Below are 20859 nucleotides of genomic sequence, written 5' to 3'. Positions count from 1 at the left end.
GACTCTTCTGCTATAGTGGCGCACGTTTATCACTTACCTCCACGGATGTTGTTGTCCCGATCATGAAACTTGTAAACACTTCACGTTTAGTCAAAAGCCTCGCATTTGGCACCGTAATCACTTTCAGTGCAGCGTCCGCCTATGCCGACGATGTTAATTTAAAAACAATGATCCCTGGCGTTCCGCAAATTGATGCAGAAGCCTACGTCCTGATCGACTACAACTCCGGCAAAGTTCTGGCAGAAATGAATGCCGATGCGCGTCGTGATCCCGCCAGCCTGACCAAAATGATGACCAGCTATGTTATCGGTCAGTCCATCAAAGCCGGCAAAATCTCTCCGACCGATATCGTCACCGTGGGCCCGGACGCATGGGCAACCGGTAACCCGGTGTTCAAAGGTTCTTCCCTGATGTTCCTCAAACCTGGCGATCGCGTGCCGGTTTCTGAACTCAACCGCGGCATTATTCTGCAATCAGGCAACGATGCCTGTGTGGCAATGGCCGATCACGTCGCAGGAAGTCAGGATGCTTTCGTTGCTATCATGAACAACTACGTGAACGCGCTGGGCCTGAAAAACACCCATTTCGGTACCGTTCATGGTCTGGATGCCGCCGGTCAGTACAGTTCTGCTCGCGACATGGCGTTGATTGGTCAGGCACTGATCCGCGATGTACCGGAAGAGTACGCAACCTATAAAGAAAAAGAGTTCACGTTCAACAACATCCGCCAGATGAACCGTAACGGTTTGCTGTGGGATAACAGCCTGAACGTTGACGGCATCAAAACCGGCCATACCGATTCCGCGGGTTATAACCTGGTGGCATCCGCAACAGAAGGCCAGATGCGTCTGATTTCTGCTGTCATGGGCGGCCATACTTATAAAGGCCGTGAAGTTGAAAGCAAAAAACTGCTGACCTGGGGCTTCCGTTTCTTCGAAACCGTTTCTCCGCTGAAAGCAGGTAAAGAATTTGCCTCTGAGCCAGTCTGGTTCGGTGATACCGATCGCGTTGCGCTGGGCGTTGAGAAAGATGCTTATCTGACCATCCCGCGCGGCCGCATGAAAGATTTGAAAGCCAGCTATGTGCTGAACACACCTGAACTGCACGCGCCATTGCAGAAAAATCAGGTCGTGGGTTCAATCAATTTCCAGCTTGATGGTAAAACCATTGATGAACGTCCGCTGGTCGTGATGAACGAAGTGAAAGAAGGCGGTTTCTTCGGCCGCATCGTCGATTATATCAAGCTGATGTTCCACCACTGGTTTGGCTAAGTTGCCCGCTTGAAAAAGTTTGCAACAATCCCCATATAATCGGTATAGATTATGGCTCCCGCTTCGGCGGGAGTTATACTTTCAGAGATAAAACTTAATACGCTGTACAACACGCTGGAGTGCACATGAAAACCAAACTGAACGAACTGCTCGAATTCCCTTGCTCCTTTACCTACAAAGTAATGGGCCTGGCACAACCCGAGCTGGTGGACCAGGTTGTGGAAGTCGTGCAACGCCATGCGCCTGGCGACTACAACCCTCAGGTAAAACCGAGCAGTAAAGGGAATTATCACTCCGTTTCAATTACGATCACCGCCACCCACATCGATCAGGTCGAAACCCTGTATTCTGAACTGGGTAATATCGAAATTGTCCGCATGGTGCTGTAAGCCCTTTCTGACCGACCCGCGCGAGAGAAATTCTGTCGCGCGTTTTCCCTCCTCCTACTGACGATAACTGCCGTGCAATCACATAATCCGCAAGAACGTATCGTACTGCGCCAGCTTGGCCTTCAGCCGTATGAGCCTGTCTCTCTGGCCATGCACCATTTCACTGAGCACCGGAACGCCGACTCGCTGGACGAAATCTGGCTGGTTCAGCATCCGCGCGTATTTACTCAGGGTCAGGCAGGAAAGGCAGAGCACGTTTTAATGCCCGGCGATATTCCGGTGATCCAAAGCGATCGCGGCGGTCAGGTCACGTATCACGGACCGGGCCAGCAGGTGATGTATGTGATGGTCGATTTGAAGCGGAAAAAACTGGGCGTCCGTCAGTTAGTCACAGCTATCGAACAAACCGTAGTGGATACGCTGGCGCACTTTTCTATCGATGCTTACCCGCGTGCCGATGCGCCCGGTGTTTATGTCGATGGCAAAAAGATTTGCTCCCTCGGCCTGCGCATTCGAAAAGGTTGTTCATTGCACGGGCTGGCATTGAATATTGATATGGATCTCGAGCCGTTTCACCGGATTAACCCGTGCGGATATGCAGGTCTGGAAATGACACAGGCTAGCCTGGAAAAGCCGGGGCTGACCGTTGATCAGGTTATGCCGGTTCTGGTGAAATCCTTCAATCACCGTCTTGATTATCAGCAAGTGGATTATCTGCCCTGGCAAATTGAGCAGTACGTAACTTCTCCGCTCTGATTTCTGTGCTTTACCATCAGACTTATCAACGTTTTAGCAGTTTTACTTCGCATTCTGGTTTACTATCACCCGCTGAACTTTTTAGCATTTTATCGCTTACGGATAAGCACACTTCCCGGCTCATAACCGGGACAGTCCTTCACACTGCCGGGAAACATTTATGGATGATAAAGATATTAGTGCCAGCCTGAATAAACTTCGTAACCTTGATCTCAATTTGCTCACCGTTTTCGAAGCGGTATATCTGCATAAAGGTATTGTTCACGCCGCCAAAGCGCTGAACCTGACGCCGTCGTCAGTCAGCCAGTCCATTCAGAAATTACGCAATACCTTTCCCGATCCGCTCTTTATCCGCAACGGACAAGGTATCAGCCCGACGGCGTACGCCATTAATTTGCATCAGCACATCAGTCAGGGATTGAGCTCGATTCTCACCGGTCTGGACTTCACGCACGATAACGACAAATCCCGTGTACTGACCATCAGTTGCTACCCGTTTGTTGCACTACAAACGTTTCCGCTGATCCTCAAAGAGTTGATGAAAATCAACAGCAACTACACGCTGAAACATCTGCCCCTCAGCGACCCGGAAGATACGCTGATCCAGCATCGTGCTGATTTAGTGATTGATACCAGCCCGCTGTTTAACAAGTCGCTGAAAGGCATCCGGCTGATGTCAGATACCGCGGTATTTGTGTGCAGAAAGAATCATCCGACGCTGGATAAAACCATTACGCTCGAACAGGCGCTGGCCATGCCGCAGACAACTGTGATGACAAATGCCAGCGATCTCAAACGTATACAGTTTGAAATCAGCGGCTCCCTGCCTGACCGCCCTATTGTGTTTACCAGCTATAACGCGATCAATACTCTCTCGATGGTTGCCAACACGGATTTGCTGGGGATATTGCCGAGAAAAATGGTCGAACTGCTGCAAAAGAGTTTTCCGGTCGATATCCTCGAATCGGATATTCCAGCGGTGTCATTTGATATCATCATGTATTACAACAAAACGGCAAAAAGCGACAAAACGCTGAGCATGATTATTGATGCGATCAAACTGGCTTTCTCACAAGATGAACCGCTGACGTCTTCCGGCTGAATTTTCGGTATAGGCGAAAATATTTACACACCATTAACACCGAAAGAAGATAACAAGAGACGCACTTAAAAAATCATATTTATCATAAGATTAAGTGTTAAATAAGAATGATTTTTAAAGACTAAAGTCTTCTTCAGGTTAAATAAATGCAGCATTTAGCACTTCAGGCCATGTGTAAGGGCTGAATCCGGTGATGCTTCAATGATATAATTTCCGTATTATTTCTACTTTTTTTGATGAATCAGCCAGTTCATTGAATGTCCTGAAAAAACTCGAGTTACGAGAGACGAACCTGGAAGCTGCAAGATTATGAGTAAACCGATTCAGATGGAACGCGGCGTCAAATACCGCGATGCAGATAAGATGGCGTTAATCCCGGTGAAAACCGTGGTCAGTGACCGGCAGGAAATGTTACGTAAGCCGGCATGGATGAAAATCAAGTTGCCTGCGGACTCAACGAAAATTCAGGGCATTAAATCCGCACTGCGCAAGAATGGCCTTCACTCCGTTTGTGAAGAAGCCGCATGCCCGAACCTTTCAGAGTGCTTCAACCACGGCACCGCGACCTTCATGATCCTCGGCGCAATCTGTACACGCCGCTGCCCGTTCTGCGACGTGGCACACGGTCGTCCGACCGCGCCGGATACCAATGAACCGGAAAAACTGGCACAAACCATCGCGGATATGGGATTGCGTTACGTCGTCATCACCTCGGTTGACCGTGATGATTTACGTGACGGCGGCGCGCAGCACTTTGCCGACTGTATCACGGCGATCCGCGCTAAAAACCCGACCATCAAAATCGAGACACTGGTACCCGATTTCCGTGGCCGTATGGATCGCGCACTGGATATTCTCAACGCCAGTCCGCCGGATGTGTTTAACCACAACCTGGAAAACGTGCCGCGTGTTTACCGTCAGGTTCGTCCGGGCGCTAACTACGAATGGTCACTGACGCTGCTGCAACGTTTCAAAGAAGCGCATCCGGAAATCCCAACCAAATCAGGCCTGATGGTCGGTCTGGGTGAGACAAACGAAGAAATCATCGAAGTGATGCGTGACCTGCGCCGCCACGGCGTCACCATGCTGACGCTGGGCCAATATCTGCAACCCAGCCGTCACCACCTGCCGGTGCAGCGTTACGTCAGCCCGGAAGAGTTTGACCAGATGAAAGAAGCGGCGATGGAAATGGGCTTCACGCACGCCGCCTGTGGCCCGTTCGTGCGTTCGTCTTATCACGCCGATCTGCAGGCCAAAGGGTTAGAAGTGAAGTAATATCTCGTTACTTCTTGATGCCCAAAACGCAAAAAAGGTTGTTCGCAAGAACAACCTTTTTTAATGCCCGAAATGTGTAACCGGAAAAAACTTCGTAAAAACTCAGTCTTTGTGTTCTACACGTTCGGCTGGTTTTTCTTCGGCAGTGGTTTTTTCAGCAGGTGCCGGATCATCATTCATGGCTTTCTTGAAGCCACGCAGTGCAGCACCGAGGTCACCGCCCAGAGAACGCAGTTTGCTGGTACCGAACAACAGAACGATCAGCACGCCGACCACCAACAATTTAGTAATACTTAGACCTTCCATACATACCTTCTTTACACTGAGTGCTGGAATACAGCAGTGACAATTTGCCGTTATTAACGGCCATTCGCGACGTTAATACAACCCTAAAATGTAACAGAACGGATCCAGAACTGTGCGCATTATGACCACAGTAAGCTATTATGAGCTTGAATAGCACGCTCATAAAATCTTTCAGTTTTTAAAATCTGTAAAACACCTTCAAATTTGATTTCGACCAGATTTATTAGCCCGGGTTAACTGACCCTGTAATGAGAACCGATGCCGAAAAAGCTTCATACGACTCTGGTTAACGATACTCATCATTCCGGAATACGTTTTGCCAAAAGGACTTATTTGCCCCGCATCGTAGGACTGGGAACGGGCAGTTTTTGTGTCGGCTCGGTGATGATTGAGCACACAACGCCCGTCTGGCTCTGGCTGTTGCTGTTTTTAAACGGATTCATCTGGCCGCACATTGCCTACTGGAAAGCAAAACGTTCGGCAACCCCGTTTAACAGTGAAATCAACAACCTGAAGGCCGACGCGATTTTTGGCGGCATCTGGATTGCGATGATGGGCTTCAACGCCCTGCCCTCCGCCACCATTTTTGCCATGATGGGCATGAATAATATCTCCGCAGGCGGCCAGCGGTTATTCTTCCGGTGCGTTATCGCGCAAATCACAGTTGCCATTGCGCTGCTGCTTGTCGCCGATATCCCCTTCATGCCCGAAACCACACCGTTCCAGCTTTATCTCTGCCTGCCAATGATCATGATTTACCCGATTTTTCTCGGCAACGTCACCTACCGCACATCGCGAAAACTGGCCGAACATAAACAGGCCATCATGCAAATTAGCGTGCGCGACGGGTTGACCGGGCTGTACAACCGTCGCCACTGGGAATCGCTGCTTAACACCGAGCTGGAAAGCTTCCGCCGTTACCGGCATAAAACCACGCTGGTGCTGATCGACATCGATCACTTCAAGGCCATTAACGACAATTACGGGCACAGCGTCGGCGATCAGGCCATTATTCTGCTGGCGCAGGAACTACAGCACACGATGCGCGCCGCCGATATTATCGGCCGGTTTGGTGGTGATGAGTTCGCCGCTATTTTGCCGCACAGCACGGAGCTACAGGCCCGGCGCGCGATAGAACGTTTGCAAATCCGGCTCGATAACAGCCTGTTTCCGCAACATCCTGACCTGAGGATCCACATCAGCGCAGGCATTGCTGAATGTGATGACGTTCAGGAAACCGCGACACACTGGCTGAATGCCGCTGACCACGCATTGTATGAAGCCAAAAAAAACGGGCGGAACCGGGTGGAAACGGCAAGTTAAACTTGCCCGGTTCCCGGTTTCAGCCCGTCTGGTTTTCCTGCGGTAAGCGTCAGATAAAGCGGCTGAGAAACGCCTGCGTACGCGGATGCTGCGGATTGACCAGCACTTCATCCGCCGCGCCCTGCTCGACAACATAACCGCGATCCATAAAGACCACCCGGTCAGCCGCTTCTTTCGCAAACCCAATCTCATGCGTGACCACAATCATCGTCAGCCCCTGCTGCGCCAGATCACGCATCGTCGCCAGCACTTCCCCCACCAGTTCAGGGTCGAGCGCCGACGTCGGCTCATCAAACAACATCAGTTTCGGTTTCACCGCCAGCGCGCGGGCAATCGCTACTCGTTGCTGCTGCCCCCCGGAAAGATGACGCGGATAAGCATCGGCTTTGTCGCTCAGCCCGACTTTCTGCAACAACTCACGGGCATATTTTTCGGCCTCATGGCGGCTTTCCTTATGCACACCGACCGGCGCTTCAATGATATTTTGCAAAACGGTCATGTGCGGATACAGGTTAAATTGCTGGAACACCATCCCAATATCACGGCGCTGGCGCGCAATCGCCCGTTCGGACAATTTATGCAACCTGTCGCCACGCAGCTCGTAACCAATTTGCTCGCCACCCACCATGATTGAGCCACGGTCGATATCTTCCAGATGGTTAATACAACGCAGGAACGTGGATTTCCCGGATCCAGAAGGCCCCAAAATCACCACCACCTCGCTGGGTTTGACATCCAGATCAATGCCTTTCAGCACTTCGTTATCGCCATAGCTTTTATGTACATTACGGGCAACAACCAGAGATGCCGTTTCGGATGACTGAGCGTCGGCAGAAAGTTGACTCATAAGTCCTCCTTGCGGGCCAGGCCCGGTGGATTCATAACAGGAACCGCTTTTTCTTCCGCATTTTCCTGACGACGCTTGGCGCTCGCCACCGTGCGGCGTGTCCCACGGGAATAATAACGTTCAATCGCCGACTGGCCGAGGTTCAGCACTGAGGTGATCAGCAGATACCAGACCACCGCCACCATCAGCATCGGCACCACTTCAAAGGTGCGGTTGTAAATGGTTTGCACCGAGTACAGTAAATCGCCCATCGCGATCACGCTGACCAGCGATGTCGCTTTGATCATACTGATCAGCTGGTTACCCGTTGGCGGAATGATCGAACGCATCGCCTGTGGAATGATAATCCGGCGCAGCGCACGGCCACGGCTCATCCCGAAGGCCTGCGCCGTTTCGGCCTGTCCGTTATCAACCGACAGCAAACCGGCACGAATGATTTCCGCCATATACGCCGCTTCATTCAGCGCCAGACCGGCAATCGCCGCCGTCAGCGGGGTGATCAGATCATTGGTATTCCAGCTCATGTATTCCGGCCCAAACGGGATGCCGATCACCACGCGGGGGAACAGCGTCGACATGTTGTACCAGAATAAAAGCTGCACCAGCAGCGGTGTGCCACGGAAAAACCAGATGTATAAACCGGCCAGTTTGCGCAGCAACAGGCTGTCAGACAAACGGGCGATCGCCAGCATCAGGCCGATGAACACCCCGATCAACATGGACACCACGGTAAGGCCGAGCGTAACGCCCAGGCCTTTGATGATCGTCGCTTCCGTGAACCACTGCGCGACCACATGCCATTCGAAATTCGGGTTATGCGAAACGGCCCAAATCACATCGGCGGCAATCAGCAGCACGACAATCCACGCAATCCAGCGGCCAATGTTGCGTGGCGCGTGGGAAAACTCAACGTTACGTCGTGGATCCTGCGTATAGTCGTCCTTGACTGCCGGCTTTGAACTATACGTTTTATCAGTCATTTAGGTTGTGCCTTTGCCAGATTGATCCCCGGCGCCTGGATCATGTTGCCTTCCAGACCCCATTTTTTCATGATGATGGCGTAGGTCCCGTTATCGAACAGTTTCTGATATCCCGCCAGAATAGCGTCCCGCACAGGAGAATCCTTCGCGACCACCGTTCCCTGGAAAATATCGCCAAAACCATTGGATTTTCCGGTGCCGGTGAGTTCCAGCTGGCCATTCGCTTTCTCAACAAAATAGGTCAGCGGTGCCTGAGAAGAGAAGAACGCGTCCGAACGGTTAGAACGCACAGCCAGAATCGAGGTAGGCTGGTCAGAGAAAGATTGTACGGTAACCGCCGGTTTACCGTCTTTCACGCACACTTCAGACTGCTTGCGGATCACCTGTTCGGCAGAACCACCCGCCATGACGGCGATGCGTTTACCGCAGGTATCATCCAGAGAATTAATATTTTCCGGGTTGCCTTTGCGCACGCCGAACACGACGTACTCTTTCACAAAATCAATAAAATCATTTTTCGCCTGACGATCCGGGTAATCACCAATCGGGCCGATGCCCATCTGATAACGCCCTGCCGCCATTCCGCTGAGAATGCCGGATAAACCGCTTACGGAAGCGTGCTCAATTTTCACACCCAGCACTTCTGCCAGTGCATGCGCCAGATCCGCACTCGCACCGTCCAGGCCATTCGCCCCGGTCACGATTTCGTACGGAGGAAACGAGCCGTTGTTCACAGAGGTCATCACACCGGATTTTTGAATATCCGCAGGTAATTTGGCGTGAATTGCCGGATCCATCGTCTGAGCCGGGATCGCCACCGTTTCAGCAGCAAAGGCATTCATGGACGTTACGGAAAGTAATGCAGCGGTCAGTGCAGCAGCCTGACGTAATTTTTTTGCCATCATTCTCTTATTCCTCTGTGTAAAAAGTCGGTCTGTGAGTTTATGAATGTTGTGTATTTATAATGAAAACCTTCCCTGGCTCAGATCTTGTTTAAGTCTTATGAAAAACGAGTTCCATGGTGAGGCGCTCGGTACTGCTTTATTCACCGGACGGTGCAGCCGTTGAGGACCGGCTGCGGTCAGGTTCAGTCATTGCGGAGTTGCGGCAAACCGAAGCGGCGGTTCGCCAGCACAGGCAATACTTTACGGGCATGCGCCAGACGGTCTTTGTCCAGCTCAGCAAAAACCAGTGCAGGGGCTTCAGCCGCGCGCGCAATCGCCACGCCCAGCGGATCGACCACCATACTGTTACCGATATTACGTTCGCCACATTCGCCGACGGCGACCATATACGTGGTGTTTTCCAGCGCACGGGCCGTGACCAGCACTTCCCAATGCATTTCTTTCAGCGGACCTTTGACCCACGCAGCCGGCAAGACCAGCACGTCCGCGCCATCCAGTACCAGACGACGCGCCAGCTCCGGGAAACGCACGTCATAACAGGTCATCAGGCCGACATTAAAACCAGCAACCTCCACCAGCGGCGGTACATCGCTGCCCGGCGTGACGTTTTTGGATTCCTGCGAGGAGAACGCATCGTAAAGATGCAGCTTACGGTATTCTGAAATGATTTCACCATTTCTGATAGAAATCAGTACGTTCCACGCGCGACCATCGGGTGCTGGCGTATGAACGCTCATCATGGTCGTCATCTGATTGCCACGGCTGGCGGCCACCAGCTGACTGACAAAAGGACCATCCAGCGGTTGTGCGGCTTTCAGAACCAGATCCGGATCGGTAATGTCGCGCGCCAGAATACCTTCCGGCAGCACCAGTAAATCCACGCCTGCTTCCAGAGATTTCGCCATCAGCGAAAGGCAGGTTTCAACGTTGGCTTCCCATTCGCGGGAAACGGCAAACTGACCTAATGCAACTTTCATTTTTACTCTCCCGTCACTTTTGTGTGGCGAACTGAGGGAACAAATCAGCCGGTGTGAGGCGCTGCGCCGTCAGCTTCTGGGCATATAATTCATGTGCAAAATCATCGATCATTTTTTCATTGGCAGCGAAACCGTTTGCGTTCCAGTCCGCAGGTAAATCAACCACCGTGCGACGTAAGTCGTCCAGCAGCCACGGTGTGGTATCGGCATATTTTGCGCGTTTATCCATCCAGACCTGATAAGAACGGTCGATGATTTCACTCAGCGCCTGAGGCAGCCACGGATGTTCTTCGGCCAGGTCAGGTTTAATCGCCAGCAGGTGAATGCCGGGGATGTAACCCACGCGGTTGAAATAGGCCAGCTCTGCCGCACGGAAATCAGGCTGGAACTGACGGAAACCGGAATCAGACTTGAAGAAACCGTCAGGCATGAATGGCGTGAATACGGCGTCCAGCCAGCCTTCCTGCAACAGTTCCATCATCGGGCGCTCTTCCGGCACCGCTTCAATGCGCCCTTCGCGACCAAATCCGGCCAGACGATCGACAACCGGATGCGATTGCGTCAGACGTCCAACGTACCAGTTTGCGTCTTCGATACCGACGCCTTCCAGCGCCAGCAGCGTGCGGGTCCAGGTGTTGCCGGAATCCTGCCAGCCGGTCAGGCCGATGCGCTTGCCCGCCAGCTGAGAAAGTTCGGTCAGCGGGCTGTCTTCACGGGTGATGATGCAGCGCTGGCGGAAGCCGCGCATCAGAAAGTGTGGGATCGCCAGCAGATCAGATTCACCGCGAGCCCGCCCCTGCGCATAACGGCTGAAAGAGACTTCACCCGCGTCATATTTATCACTGGTCGCCAGGTTATCCACCAGCGTTCCCACGCGATCTATCTCGAGATTAAACCCTTCAGGTTTAAGGTCGCCCAATGCCAGCGGCGTAAAATAATCCCAGTCACGAACAGCCAGCCTGATGGTAATCGTCACATCTATCCCCTTAAGTGTCAGCATGGTTGATATGCAGAAAGACAACTGTGCGTTTACAAACCTTATCGGAAACGCACCAAATTCTTTTACGAAGGAGATCATGTTCAGCGCAATGTGATTATTTTATCGCCTCCGCTGGCTAAGTTTGATACTAATTGCATAAATTAATATGTACAATAGAATCTTTGTTACTGAACAAAAGGCAAAAACATGGCAGATAAACCCCTCGAAAAAACGCTGGATGCAGAATGGTTAGCGACACAATTACAGGATCGTTCGATGCGGGGCATTGCAATTGAAACAGCGGCGATGATCCGTTCCGGCGTCATCGAGATCGGCACGCATCTGCCCGCCGTCCGTGAACTGGCGCAGGCTCTGGGCGTCAGCCCGGCCACGGTATCGGCCGCCTGGGGTCAGCTCCGTCGCCAAAAAGTGATTGCCGGGCGAGGCCGCAACGGCGTCTGGGTGTGCGGCGACATGCTGTCACCCCGACCGGCAAGGTTTGAAAAAATCGGTAACTTTGGCGAGCATATTATTGCGGATCTGGCGCTGTCATCGCCCGACCCGGCGCTTTTGCCTGATTTGCGAGAAGCCATGCAGCACGGCGTGGGCGCAGATAATCTGAACAGCTATCAGCGCGAAGCCATCGCGCCTTCTCTGCTGGAGGCCGCGCGTCACGACTGGCCTTACGACGCACCGGCGTTTATGTCTGCCGACGGCGGATTTGACGGCATGAATCTCACGCTGCAAACCCTGCTCATGCAAGGCTCGGTCGTGGCGATTGAAGACCCCACCGCCACGCGTTTGCTCGATATGCTGGATAATCTCGGCGCGCAGGTGATCCCGGTAAAATGCGATGAGTTCGGCCCGACGCCGGAATCACTAAGTCTGTCGTTGTCCAAAAATCCGTCCGCGTTTATTTATCAGCCGCGTACCCATTCACACTGCGGCCACGCCATGAATGCGGAGCGTTACGCGGAGCTTGCCGAAATCCTCCGCCACACGAATACGCTGATTATTGAGGATGACGGCATCGGGCAATTATCCCGTTACGCGCCCGTCAGCATGGGCAGCGTATTGCCGGATCGCACGGTACATGTCCGTTCGTATTCCAAAGCCTACGGGCCGGATTTACGGCTGGCGGTGATTTCCGGTTCGAAAGATTTAATCAAACAAATCAAATCATTCCGGAATTTCGGGGCGGGATGGTCGAGCCGTATTTTGCAGGAAGCCCTGGCATGGCTGATCAAAGATTCTAAAACGCAGGAAAGCATTGCCCACGCGAAAGCGGTTTATGCTCAGCGCCGCAAAGCAATGTCTGACGCCCTGCGCATTCGCGGAGTCAATATCCCGGAACGCGACGGGCTGGCGATGTGGATCCCCGTTCCGTCGGAACAGTTTGCGCTGGTCACGCTGGCGGCGCGCGGCATTGCTGTTCTGCCCGGCGAGCGCAGCCGCATCGGGCCGGGGCAGTTTATCCGTATCAGCACCAGCCAGATTAAACCTGAGAAAGTCGACCTGATTGCCGACGCCATCGTTCTGGCGCTGGGCGCATGATGGTCAGCGGGGAGTCAGCTTTTTCATCAGATACTTAGGCGATTCTTCATATTCCGCGCGGGCGTAAAACACGTGCGCGCGGACACGGCGCGTATGGCTGTGAACTTCCATCCGGTCACAGCCACGGTCGGCGGCCAGCCTTTCAGCCTCATCGAGCAATTGTTGCCCGATCCCCCCGCCGCGCGATTCACTGCTCACGCACAAATAACTGATCCGGCAGAATTCACCGGCGAGAGCGATTTGCGGGATAAAATGCAGCGAAATAAAACCGACGGCGCGCCCTTCGCTCTCGGCTACCCGCAATCGGCTGTCCGGATTGGCGGCCATTGCGACGATCCGCTCAGCGATCGCTTCCGGCGTATTAGGATAATCCAGATCACCGAGTAATCCCGCCAGAACCTGCGCGTCGTTCACATCACCTTCTCTGATTAACATGGCTATTTCCTTGTTAAAATCTGTTTCTCATTCGCGGCTACACAATCGCTATCACACACTGTAAACTTACCGCCTGCAATATGGAGATGACATTCCTCCCAAACCGCCTTTACCGGCTGATGATGTCTACGCAATCTCGCGAGAGGTTCGTAGCGTCGTGCCCGGGCCTTTCTGAATTTCACTTATTTTTAAGGTTTTTTTATGTTCAGTACCTTTCTTGCTGTGTTGATTGGTGGTGCGGTTGGCAGTGTCGCTCGCTGGTATCTCGGGCTTAAAATGAATGTGATCACGCCCGTGGTGCCTCTCGGTACGCTGGCCGTCAATCTCATCGGCGCATTTATTATTGGCCTGGCTATCGCGATTTTTGGCCGGATGAACAGCGTCGATCCGGTGGTTAAGGCGCTCATTACCACCGGTTTTTGCGGCGGGCTGACCACCTTTTCCACGTTTTCCCTTGAAGTCGTCACGCTGTTGCAAATGGGCCGTTTTGGCGATGCCCTGCTCAATATCGCGCTTAATCTTTTCGGTTCAATTGCCCTGACGTTGCTCGGTTTCATGCTGGTCAGCTGGTACACGGCGCACTGATCCTACCTTCCGGCGATGCCTTTTTTATGACAACGGGCATCGCCGTAACAAATTTGTGACGCAGCTTCACCTCTTCTCTGCGTTTCTTAATGTTTCCTTCATGTTATCTGCAGATAATGGCAAAACCGCTCAGGTTTCTAAATTGAGGTATGCCATGTTTTCCGTTCCAAAAACGTCTTCTGAATTTCTGGTTGTTGCCCTGTGTATTCTTACTGTAGTGGCTTTTTTACAGGCATATTTTGGTTAGACAGATGCGCCCTGCGCGCCAGTAATACTCCCCTTTCCGCCGACGGCGCATTCCTGATGGATGCGCCTTTTGCCTTTCTGAATCCCTGCAAACCGCGCTGAAACGAAACGTCACTTTTCATTCCATTCATAATACAAATATTTACCTGTTCCTCCTTATTGCCTATAATTGAGAATGATCGTTCACACTCATTTTCAACAGAGGTGCCAGGTATCCATGCTTCACCCACAACTTTGCAGTAAAGACGCGCGTATCAGTGCGCGACGCGACCAGATCATTGCTGCCGCCCGGCTGTGTTTTCGCAAACACGGTTTTCATGGTGCAGGCATGGCCGAAATCGCCAAAACGTCGCAGCTCAGTGTGGGGCAGATTTACCGGTATTTCGCCAATAAAGACGCCATCATCGAAGAAATTGTTCGTCGCATCGTGATGAAGAAAATCCGCCTGATGACCGGCAACGCGCATAACTTGCAGCAGGTTGCTCACAACCTGGCACACCGCCGGATTGGCAATTTAAGCGCGCCTTATAAAGAAGATCAGTGTATCGAACAAAAAGAACAGGCAGAGATTGACCACGCGCTGATGCTTGAGGTTGCCGCAGAAGCGACCCGCAATCCTATCGTAGAAAAAATCTGGCGCGATTCAGAAAAACAACTGTTCAGCGAAGCAAAATCCCTTCTCAGTGCCACTTTCCCGCAATTTTCAGAGGCTGAAATGACGGCGAAAGTCGAATCTCTGGCGGTGATCTGTGAGGGCACCGCATTCCGACGTATGACTACCGTTCACGCCGACGCAGAGCATCTGGAAGCTTTATACAATCGCTACTTCCAGGATCTCTTTGAAACGGATTTAACCACCAGCAAACTGGAATAAACTTTTACCATGAGCGCTCATCTGCAAGAAAAACGCCTCGGTTACGCCCTGGTTCTCGGCTCGCTTGCCGCCCTCGGCCCGTTATGTACAGATTTATATCTGCCTGCATTGCCTGAAATGGCCGGCGATCTCAACACTTCCACCGCCAGCGCACAACTGAGCCTGACCGCCGGTTTACTCGGCCTCGGTTTCGGCCAGCTCTTGTTTGGCCCGCTCAGCGATCGTTATGGCCGCATGCGTCCTTTGCTGTGGTCGCTCGCGTTACTGCTCGCGGCATCGGTCTGGTGCGCCGTCGCGCAGGACATCAATCAGCTGATTGTCGCCCGCCTGTTACAGGGCATTGCGGGCGCAGGCGGCGCTGTGCTTTCACGCGCCGTCGCCAGAGATTTGTACAACGGCCATGAACTCACACGGTTCTTCGCGCTGCTGATGCTGGTAAACGGACTGGCGCCGATTATCGCGCCGGTACTGGGTGGCGCCATGCTCAGCTGGATGAACTGGCGGGGGATTTTCGCCGTGCTGGCCTTTATTGCCATCCTGCTGTTCAGCTTCTCATCCCTGAAACTGCATGAAACCTTGCAGCCGGAACGCCGTGCGCAAGGTGGTATTTTCAGCATGCTCGGTTCCGTATTCAGCCTGCTGAAACATCGTCCGTTTATGGGGCTGTGCCTGACGCAAGGTTTTATCATGGCGGGAATGTTTGCCTACATCGGCGCTTCTCCTTTCGTACTGCAACAGATTTACCATCTCAGCCCGCAGATGTTCAGCATGTGTTTTGCCATTAACGGCATCGGACTGGTGATTTCTGCGCAGGTTTCCACGCGCCTCAGCCGTCGTTTCGGTGAAATGGCGCTGGTTAAAGCCGGTTTAGTGATTGCGGCCGTAGCATCTGTTGCGCTGGTGATTGCTGCCAGCCTGAATGCGCCGCTGGTGACGCTGCTGGTTCCGCTGTTCTTCTCGGTGATGGTGATCGGGATTATCGGGCCGAACGCCGGGTCGCTGGCGATGCAAAGTCAGGGGAAAAATGCGGGGAGCGCGTCGGCACTGCTGGGCGTGTGTATGTTTGCGCTGGGTGCGATTGCCGTACCGGTCACCGGTTTTGGCAGCATGCCTGCTCTGTCGATGGGCCTGACGATTTTAGGTTGTTACGCGATCGCCATTTTGATGTTCGTAACGCTGGTGCGCAAAACCGCGTAAGGTTTGCCGTTATACGCACCAATGTACAGGCAAAAAAAAACCCGCTTCGGCGGGTTTTTTAAGAAATCGGCTAAAGTCAGATAGCGATAACGTTAGCAGCCGACGGGCCTTTGGCACCATTGGTGATTTCGAACTCTACGCGTTGGCCTTCAGCAAGGGTTTTGAAGCCGTTGCTGGAAATAGCAGAGAAATGAACGAAAACATCTTTGCTGCCATCTTCAGGGGTAATGAAACCAAAACCTTTAGATTCATTGAACCACTTAACGCTACCTTTAATCTTAGACATCAAACTTACCTTTACGTGAATGTTGGACACAAAACGTGTGTCAAATACAGTACAGCAACAGATTTAACTTTTGTCCAGAATTCTGATGGCAATAAGCGATAAAGCTCTCACTCTTCACTTTCTGCCGCCGTTTTCTGCTGTCAGAACGGCCTTTAATAGCCGTCTGACATCAAGCGGTTAGAAAAACGAATCGTCGTCGTTGCTGTAATCGTCGGAATTAAAGTCGTCAGAACCAAACCCTAAATCAGAATTATCGTTATGCAGTGAGGCATCTTCCCAGGACGGCACATTGCTGTCGAAGCCCTGCGAGTTGTCGAGGAAGCTGCTGTCGGCAGGATTCAGATCCTGCACCGGTGGCTCTTCAATGATATTGACGATTTCCTGCGGCTGACTGTGATGGAACATTCCGGTCAGCATATCTGCCAGCACAACCCCGCCCGCAACACCGGCGGCAGTCCGCAGCGCGCTGCCCAGAAAGCCGGGTGCCTGTGGCGCGGCCTGAGCCGGAGCCTGCTGTTGTGGCGCGTATTGTTGCTGCTGAGGCTGTGCGCCCCAGGCCTGCGTGCCCGGGATCGGCTGGCTGCCTTGCGAGGACTGACGCGCAGGTTCAGGTTGTGCCGAACCGCCGCCAAACAGCCCGGCGAGGAAACCGGTACTTTGCGGTTTCGCATTTTGCGCCTGCTGTTGCAGCTGTTCGTTTTGCTGTTGCAGTTCCTTCACCTGAGCATTCAGCTTAGTCAGCGCCGCTTCCTGAATAATCATCGCCTGCGCCATGTAATAAGGGGCAGACGGTTGCTGGCGGATATGGGCCTGAATCACACGTTCAGCTTCCGCATCGCGCGGTGCCGTATTGGACTCAGCCTGTTGTAAGCGACTAAAAAGCCCGTCAATTAAACGCTGTTCTTCAGATTGCATAAATTCACCTTATTGATGTGTCGTACTACGCCAGTCGGCGTTATGCAGATACAGTAATACAGTTATATTTTTGTATGAATTAACGGAGTGTCAACAAATGTGACGGAGGTAAAGTTTGTGCAGAAACGCCATGACGGGGTTGAAAACCCGCCTGCGAGGCCACAGGCGGGGAGACTCAAAGACTTATTTCTTCGGTGACCAACCCAGAATGAAATCCTGATCCGGCAGATTGGTATAGTTACGCACCAGGTCGTGGTAGGTTTTTGCCGGATCCAGATTTTTAAACTGTTCCGGATAAATGAATTTCGCCAGATATTCCATCCCGACGATATTGTACGGGTGGTTGTAGAACTGGTGGTAAACGCCGTAAACGTGCTGGCTGCTGACCGCCGGGATCTGCGCCACGCCGGTGCGGGAAAGCAGAACTTTCGCCTCTTTATCGATGCTGGCTTCATTCGCGCCATAACCGAACGGCAGAATGTGGGTCACGGAACCGTTTTTACTCGGGCGCGCGGAACCGGTCATGATGTAAACATCCGGCTTCATGCTGATCACCTGCTCCAGAGAAACCGTGCCTGATGCGCCCGGCAGCAATTTGGTGCCGATATTATTGGCGTCTACCGCCTGAATCAGTTTGCCCCAGCCCGCGTCGCCGTGGGTAAAGCAGCAGGAATCATCGCGACCGGCAATCGGCTCGATGAACACGTTTGGTTTGTTTTTAATGGCCGCAACGGCTTTCTGAATGCTCCGGAAGTGCTCGTTATAGAACGCGGTGTACGCGCGGGCATTGTCTTCCTGATTCACGATTTTACCCAGCAGCTCGATGCTCGGTGCCGTGTCTTTCGCCGGATCTGCTTCGTAGTCAACAAACACAACCGGGATGTGCAGCGCGGCAAGTTTATCCAGCACACCCGCCTGTGCCAGAGAATTCTTCGCACGTACCTGCGCAATCATCAGATCAGGTTTTTTGGAAATCACGGTTTCCAGATCAACCTGCCCTTTGTCCGTGAATCCCATATCCAGAATTTTGGATGACTCAGGCCATTTGCTTTTCAGCATGTCCCAGGTGCCGCTGTCGGTGGTTTTCAGCAGATTGTTCCACGCCACGACGCGCTTAAACGGATCGGCTTTATCCAGCACGGCAAGTGCCAGAATATCGCGGCCATCCTGCAAGATGATGCGCTGCGGGGCTTTGTCGAGCGTCACTTTCTGCCCGCTAAGATCGGTAACAGTCAGCGGATAGGTGGTAGCAAAAGTGGAAAATGAGGCGGCCATCAGACCTGCGACAGACAGCACGCGAGCGGTATTCTTTAACATGCAAATCCCCGAAAATGAGAATGAATAAGAAATGATTTTGATAATTGTTATCAAATGAAGCGGAAATAATAAACAAGGAATGAAGGGCGAGGCAACGCTTTTGGAAGGGAAAAAGCCTGATAAAACATGTCGAAATATGACTGAGCGGGAAATTTTCCCCGCTCAGTCATGTCACGCCGTGCACGGGAGTTACGGTTTACGCCCGATGAAATGCAGCAGGAACTCGCTCACCAGAGCACGTTTAAACGCCGACTGCGTTTTGTCCGCCGCCGCGCTGTGCCCGCCTTCGGTGTTCTCGTAGAAATACACATCAGGAATACCCAGTGCCTGCATCTTCGCGGCCATTTTACGTGCATGATCCGGCCCGACGCGGTCATCGCTGGTCGCGGTCGAGAATAATACCGGCGGATATTTTTTCTGCGGGTCGATATTGTGATACGGCGAAAATTCGCGGATAAACGCCCACTCTTCCGGCTTTTGCGGGTCGCCGTATTCGGCAATCCACGATGCCCCCGCGGAAATCTGTGTGTAGCGCTGCATATCCAGCAGAGGCACTTCGCAGACTATCGCACCGAACAGTTCCGGATATCGTGTCAGCATATTGCCCACCAGCAGGCCTCCGTTACTGCCGCCCTGCGCCGCCAGATGCGCCGGTGACGTGATTTTGCTGGCAATCAGCGCCTTCGCCACTGAAGCAAAATCTTCATACGCACGCAGGCGCTTTTCTTTCAGCGCGGCTTTATGCCACTCAGGCCCGTACTCGCCACCGCCACGGATATTCGCGACCACGAAAACGCCGCCGCGATCCAGCCACGACACGCCGCTGACGCCCAGATAATAAGGCTCCAGCGACACTTCAAAACCGCCATAACCGTATAACAGCGTCGGATTTTTGCCGTCATAAACCACATCTTTGCGGCTGACGACGAAATAAGGTACGCGCGTCCCGTCGTCAGATTGCGCAAAATGCTGGCTGACCTGATAGCGGGAGGCGTCAAAATGCGACGGATCCTGTTTCAGCAATTCGGCTTCGGCGTCAGCGCCGTTGTCCAGATTGCCCAGCGAAAGGCTCGCAGGTTGCAGGAAACCGCTGACGCTCATGAAGTATTCGTTGGTTTTATCATCCACTCCCCAGGCGCTGATTTTACTCAGCGCCGGCACATGCCCGAAGGGTGCACGCTGCCATTCGCCGTTCTCTGGCGTCAGCACTTCAAGACGATTCACCACATCACGGGTAAGACTGAGAATGATGTGATCGCGGGTATGTGAATAACCGTTGAGCTGATCGCGGGTTTGCGTCACGCCGCTGAGCGCTGAACCGGTATCCGGAACAAACAGCGGTTTCAGCGTGCGTTCTCCGGCCATAAAGGCGTCGAAATTCATCGTGAGCAGCGAACCGGACGGCCAGCGCTGGCCATTCACCTGCCATTCGCTGGACGGTTCGATAAGGATCCATTCCTGCCAGGTGGTGAATTTGGCATCGTCCGGAATGTCGATTTTGACCAGCGCGCGGGTGTCATCCACCAGAAAAACTTCGCGATGATAGAAGTCGATAACCCGCACCACGTAATTGCGTTTGATGTCCCCGCCGGATTCCTGATAACCCGCAGCCATCATGTCTTTTTGCCCGGCGCTGTAAACTGTCACCGCTTCGCCGAGCGGCGTTCCGCGTTGCCAGATTTTCACGATACGCGGATAGCCGGAATCGGTCATCGAGCCTTCGCCAAAATCGGTGGCGACAAACATATGGTCGAAATCAATCCAGCTGATGCGGCTTTTGGCTACCGGCAGATAAAAACCGCCGGTGACAAATTCCTTGGCTTTCAAATCAAATTCGCGGACTTCGCAGGCATCGCCGCCGTCCGGTGAAAGCACCACGAAAGCGCGCTCAAAGCCCGGTTTCAGGTTCCAGAAACCAGAGAAAACCCATTCAATATTTTCGGCTTTCCCCAGCGCATCGACGTCGAGCACAGTTTCCCAGCGCGGCTCGGCTTTGCGGAATTCATCGAGCGTGGTTTTGCGCAGCAATCCTTTTGGATTTTTCGCATCCTGCCAGAAGTTGTACCAGTCGTTATCGCATTTCCAGACACCCGGAATTTGCTCCGGGGAATTCAGCCCCTGAAGGACTTTTTCGCGGATCGTGTCAAAATCCTTTCCGTGCGTAAAAGCAGAAAGTGTGACCGAATTTTGCTCATGTGCCCAGGCCAGCGCTTTTTCATTGCGCAAACCTTCCAGCCAGATAAATTCGTCCTGCCCGTTTTCTGGCACTGTTTTGCGTAAATCTGTTTCACGTGAATCTGTGGTCATATCGTCGCGTCCTTCCCGTCCTGAGAAATAAAT

Annotated in this window: 21 protein-coding genes and 1 riboswitch; of the genes, 10 read left to right on the top strand and 11 right to left on the bottom strand. The window is 52.8% G+C overall.

Features of this window, described 5'->3' with window-relative positions; translation table 11 throughout:
- The first annotated feature begins 62 nt into the window (after positions 1-62).
- The 5 genes from dacA to lipA all read left to right on the top strand — a co-directional run bounded on the left by dacA (position 63) and on the right by lipA (position 4793).
- Positions 63-1271, top strand: a complete 1209-nt coding sequence (dacA, locus tag KWG64_RS00835; protein ID WP_101075658.1) for a D-alanyl-D-alanine carboxypeptidase DacA — start codon at positions 63-65, stop codon at positions 1269-1271.
- A gap of 125 nt (positions 1272-1396) precedes the next feature.
- Positions 1397-1660 (top strand): DUF493 family protein YbeD, encoded by a 264-nt coding sequence (gene ybeD / locus KWG64_RS00830; protein WP_101075657.1) that lies wholly within the window; start codon positions 1397-1399, stop codon positions 1658-1660.
- Positions 1661-1732: 72 nt separating this feature from the next.
- Positions 1733-2416, top strand: coding sequence for a lipoyl(octanoyl) transferase LipB (lipB, locus tag KWG64_RS00825; protein WP_218520664.1), 684 nt, complete (start codon positions 1733-1735; stop codon positions 2414-2416).
- Between the two features lie 160 nt (positions 2417-2576).
- Positions 2577-3518 (top strand): YbeF family transcriptional regulator, encoded by a 942-nt coding sequence (locus KWG64_RS00820; protein ID WP_218520663.1) that lies wholly within the window; start codon positions 2577-2579, stop codon positions 3516-3518.
- Between the two features lie 309 nt (positions 3519-3827).
- Positions 3828-4793, top strand: coding sequence for a lipoyl synthase (gene lipA, locus KWG64_RS00815; protein WP_152326431.1), 966 nt, complete (start codon positions 3828-3830; stop codon positions 4791-4793).
- A 102-nt stretch (positions 4794-4895) separates the two neighbouring features.
- On the opposite strand, the gene tatE is transcribed toward lipA, so the two are convergent.
- Positions 4896-5099, bottom strand: coding sequence for a twin-arginine translocase subunit TatE (gene tatE, locus KWG64_RS00810; protein ID WP_095921144.1), 204 nt, complete (start codon positions 5097-5099; stop codon positions 4896-4898).
- A 258-nt stretch (positions 5100-5357) separates the two neighbouring features.
- On the opposite strand from tatE, the gene KWG64_RS00805 reads away from it, so the two are divergent.
- Positions 5358-6422, top strand: coding sequence for a diguanylate cyclase (locus KWG64_RS00805; RefSeq protein ID WP_218520662.1), 1065 nt, complete (start codon positions 5358-5360; stop codon positions 6420-6422).
- Positions 6423-6471: 49 nt separating this feature from the next.
- Here KWG64_RS00805 and KWG64_RS00800 read toward each other — a convergent pair whose 3' ends face one another.
- The 5 genes from KWG64_RS00800 to KWG64_RS00780 form a co-directional block, all read right to left on the bottom strand.
- The gene (locus KWG64_RS00800) at positions 6472-7269 is read right to left on the bottom strand and encodes an amino acid ABC transporter ATP-binding protein (protein WP_152326429.1); all 798 of its coding nucleotides are present in this window, start codon (positions 7267-7269) and stop codon (positions 6472-6474) included.
- Positions 7266-8249 carry an amino acid ABC transporter permease gene (locus tag KWG64_RS00795; protein ID WP_195814220.1) on the bottom strand — a complete coding sequence of 328 codons (984 nt, stop codon included), beginning with the start codon at positions 8247-8249 and terminating at the stop codon, positions 7266-7268. Before KWG64_RS00795 ends, KWG64_RS00800 begins: the two co-directional genes overlap by 4 nt.
- A complete protein-coding gene (locus tag KWG64_RS00790) occupies positions 8246-9154 on the bottom strand; it encodes an ABC transporter substrate-binding protein (RefSeq protein WP_218520661.1) in 909 nt (302 codons plus the stop codon). Before KWG64_RS00790 ends, KWG64_RS00795 begins: the two co-directional genes overlap by 4 nt.
- 182 nt (positions 9155-9336) lie before the next feature.
- The gene (locus tag KWG64_RS00785; RefSeq protein WP_195823563.1) at positions 9337-10131 is read right to left on the bottom strand and encodes a deaminated glutathione amidase; all 795 of its coding nucleotides are present in this window, start codon (positions 10129-10131) and stop codon (positions 9337-9339) included.
- A 13-nt stretch (positions 10132-10144) separates the two neighbouring features.
- A complete protein-coding gene (locus tag KWG64_RS00780) occupies positions 10145-11107 on the bottom strand; it encodes a nitrate ABC transporter substrate-binding protein (RefSeq protein WP_255562061.1) in 963 nt (320 codons plus the stop codon).
- A 210-nt stretch (positions 11108-11317) separates the two neighbouring features.
- Here KWG64_RS00780 and KWG64_RS00775 point away from each other — a divergent pair, with 210 nt between their 5' ends.
- A complete protein-coding gene (locus KWG64_RS00775) occupies positions 11318-12664 on the top strand; it encodes an aminotransferase class I/II-fold pyridoxal phosphate-dependent enzyme (protein ID WP_218520659.1) in 1347 nt (448 codons plus the stop codon).
- A gap of 3 nt (positions 12665-12667) precedes the next feature.
- Here KWG64_RS00775 and KWG64_RS00770 read toward each other — a convergent pair whose 3' ends face one another.
- Positions 12668-13099: a GNAT family N-acetyltransferase gene (locus KWG64_RS00770; protein WP_218520658.1), complete on the bottom strand. Its 432-nt coding sequence runs from the start codon at positions 13097-13099 to the stop codon at positions 12668-12670.
- A gap of 73 nt (positions 13100-13172) precedes the next feature.
- Positions 13173-13235, top strand: a riboswitch (Fluoride riboswitch).
- Between the two features lie 65 nt (positions 13236-13300).
- On the opposite strand from KWG64_RS00770, the gene crcB reads away from it, so the two are divergent.
- The 3 genes from crcB to KWG64_RS00755 all read left to right on the top strand — a co-directional run bounded on the left by crcB (position 13301) and on the right by KWG64_RS00755 (position 16001).
- Complete coding sequence (crcB, locus tag KWG64_RS00765; RefSeq protein ID WP_104922959.1) at positions 13301-13684, top strand: fluoride efflux transporter CrcB; 384 nt, start codon at positions 13301-13303, stop codon at positions 13682-13684.
- Between the two features lie 463 nt (positions 13685-14147).
- Positions 14148-14804, top strand: a complete 657-nt coding sequence (locus KWG64_RS00760; protein WP_195814226.1) for a TetR family transcriptional regulator — start codon at positions 14148-14150, stop codon at positions 14802-14804.
- Positions 14805-14813: 9 nt separating this feature from the next.
- Complete coding sequence (locus KWG64_RS00755; protein ID WP_218520657.1) at positions 14814-16001, top strand: multidrug effflux MFS transporter; 1188 nt, start codon at positions 14814-14816, stop codon at positions 15999-16001.
- Between the two features lie 76 nt (positions 16002-16077).
- Here the strand turns inward: KWG64_RS00755 and cspE are convergent, their stop codons facing one another.
- The 4 genes from cspE to KWG64_RS00735 form a co-directional block, all read right to left on the bottom strand.
- Complete coding sequence (cspE, locus tag KWG64_RS00750) at positions 16078-16287, bottom strand: transcription antiterminator/RNA stability regulator CspE (RefSeq protein WP_009636912.1); 210 nt, start codon at positions 16285-16287, stop codon at positions 16078-16080.
- Between the two features lie 177 nt (positions 16288-16464).
- A complete protein-coding gene (locus KWG64_RS00745) occupies positions 16465-17202 on the bottom strand; it encodes a DUF2076 domain-containing protein (protein ID WP_218520656.1) in 738 nt (245 codons plus the stop codon).
- Between the two features lie 183 nt (positions 17203-17385).
- Positions 17386-18519, bottom strand: a complete 1134-nt coding sequence (locus KWG64_RS00740; RefSeq protein WP_218520655.1) for an ABC transporter substrate-binding protein — start codon at positions 18517-18519, stop codon at positions 17386-17388.
- Between the two features lie 189 nt (positions 18520-18708).
- Positions 18709-20826: a prolyl oligopeptidase family protein gene (locus KWG64_RS00735; protein ID WP_218520654.1), complete on the bottom strand. Its 2118-nt coding sequence runs from the start codon at positions 20824-20826 to the stop codon at positions 18709-18711.
- Positions 20827-20859 lie beyond the last annotated feature (33 nt).

The sequence above is a fragment of the Rahnella sp. PD12R genome (genome assembly GCF_019200965.1).
GTDB lineage: Bacteria > Pseudomonadota > Gammaproteobacteria > Enterobacterales > Enterobacteriaceae > Rahnella > Rahnella laticis.
This window is presented reverse-complemented; position numbering and strand designations above follow the sequence as displayed.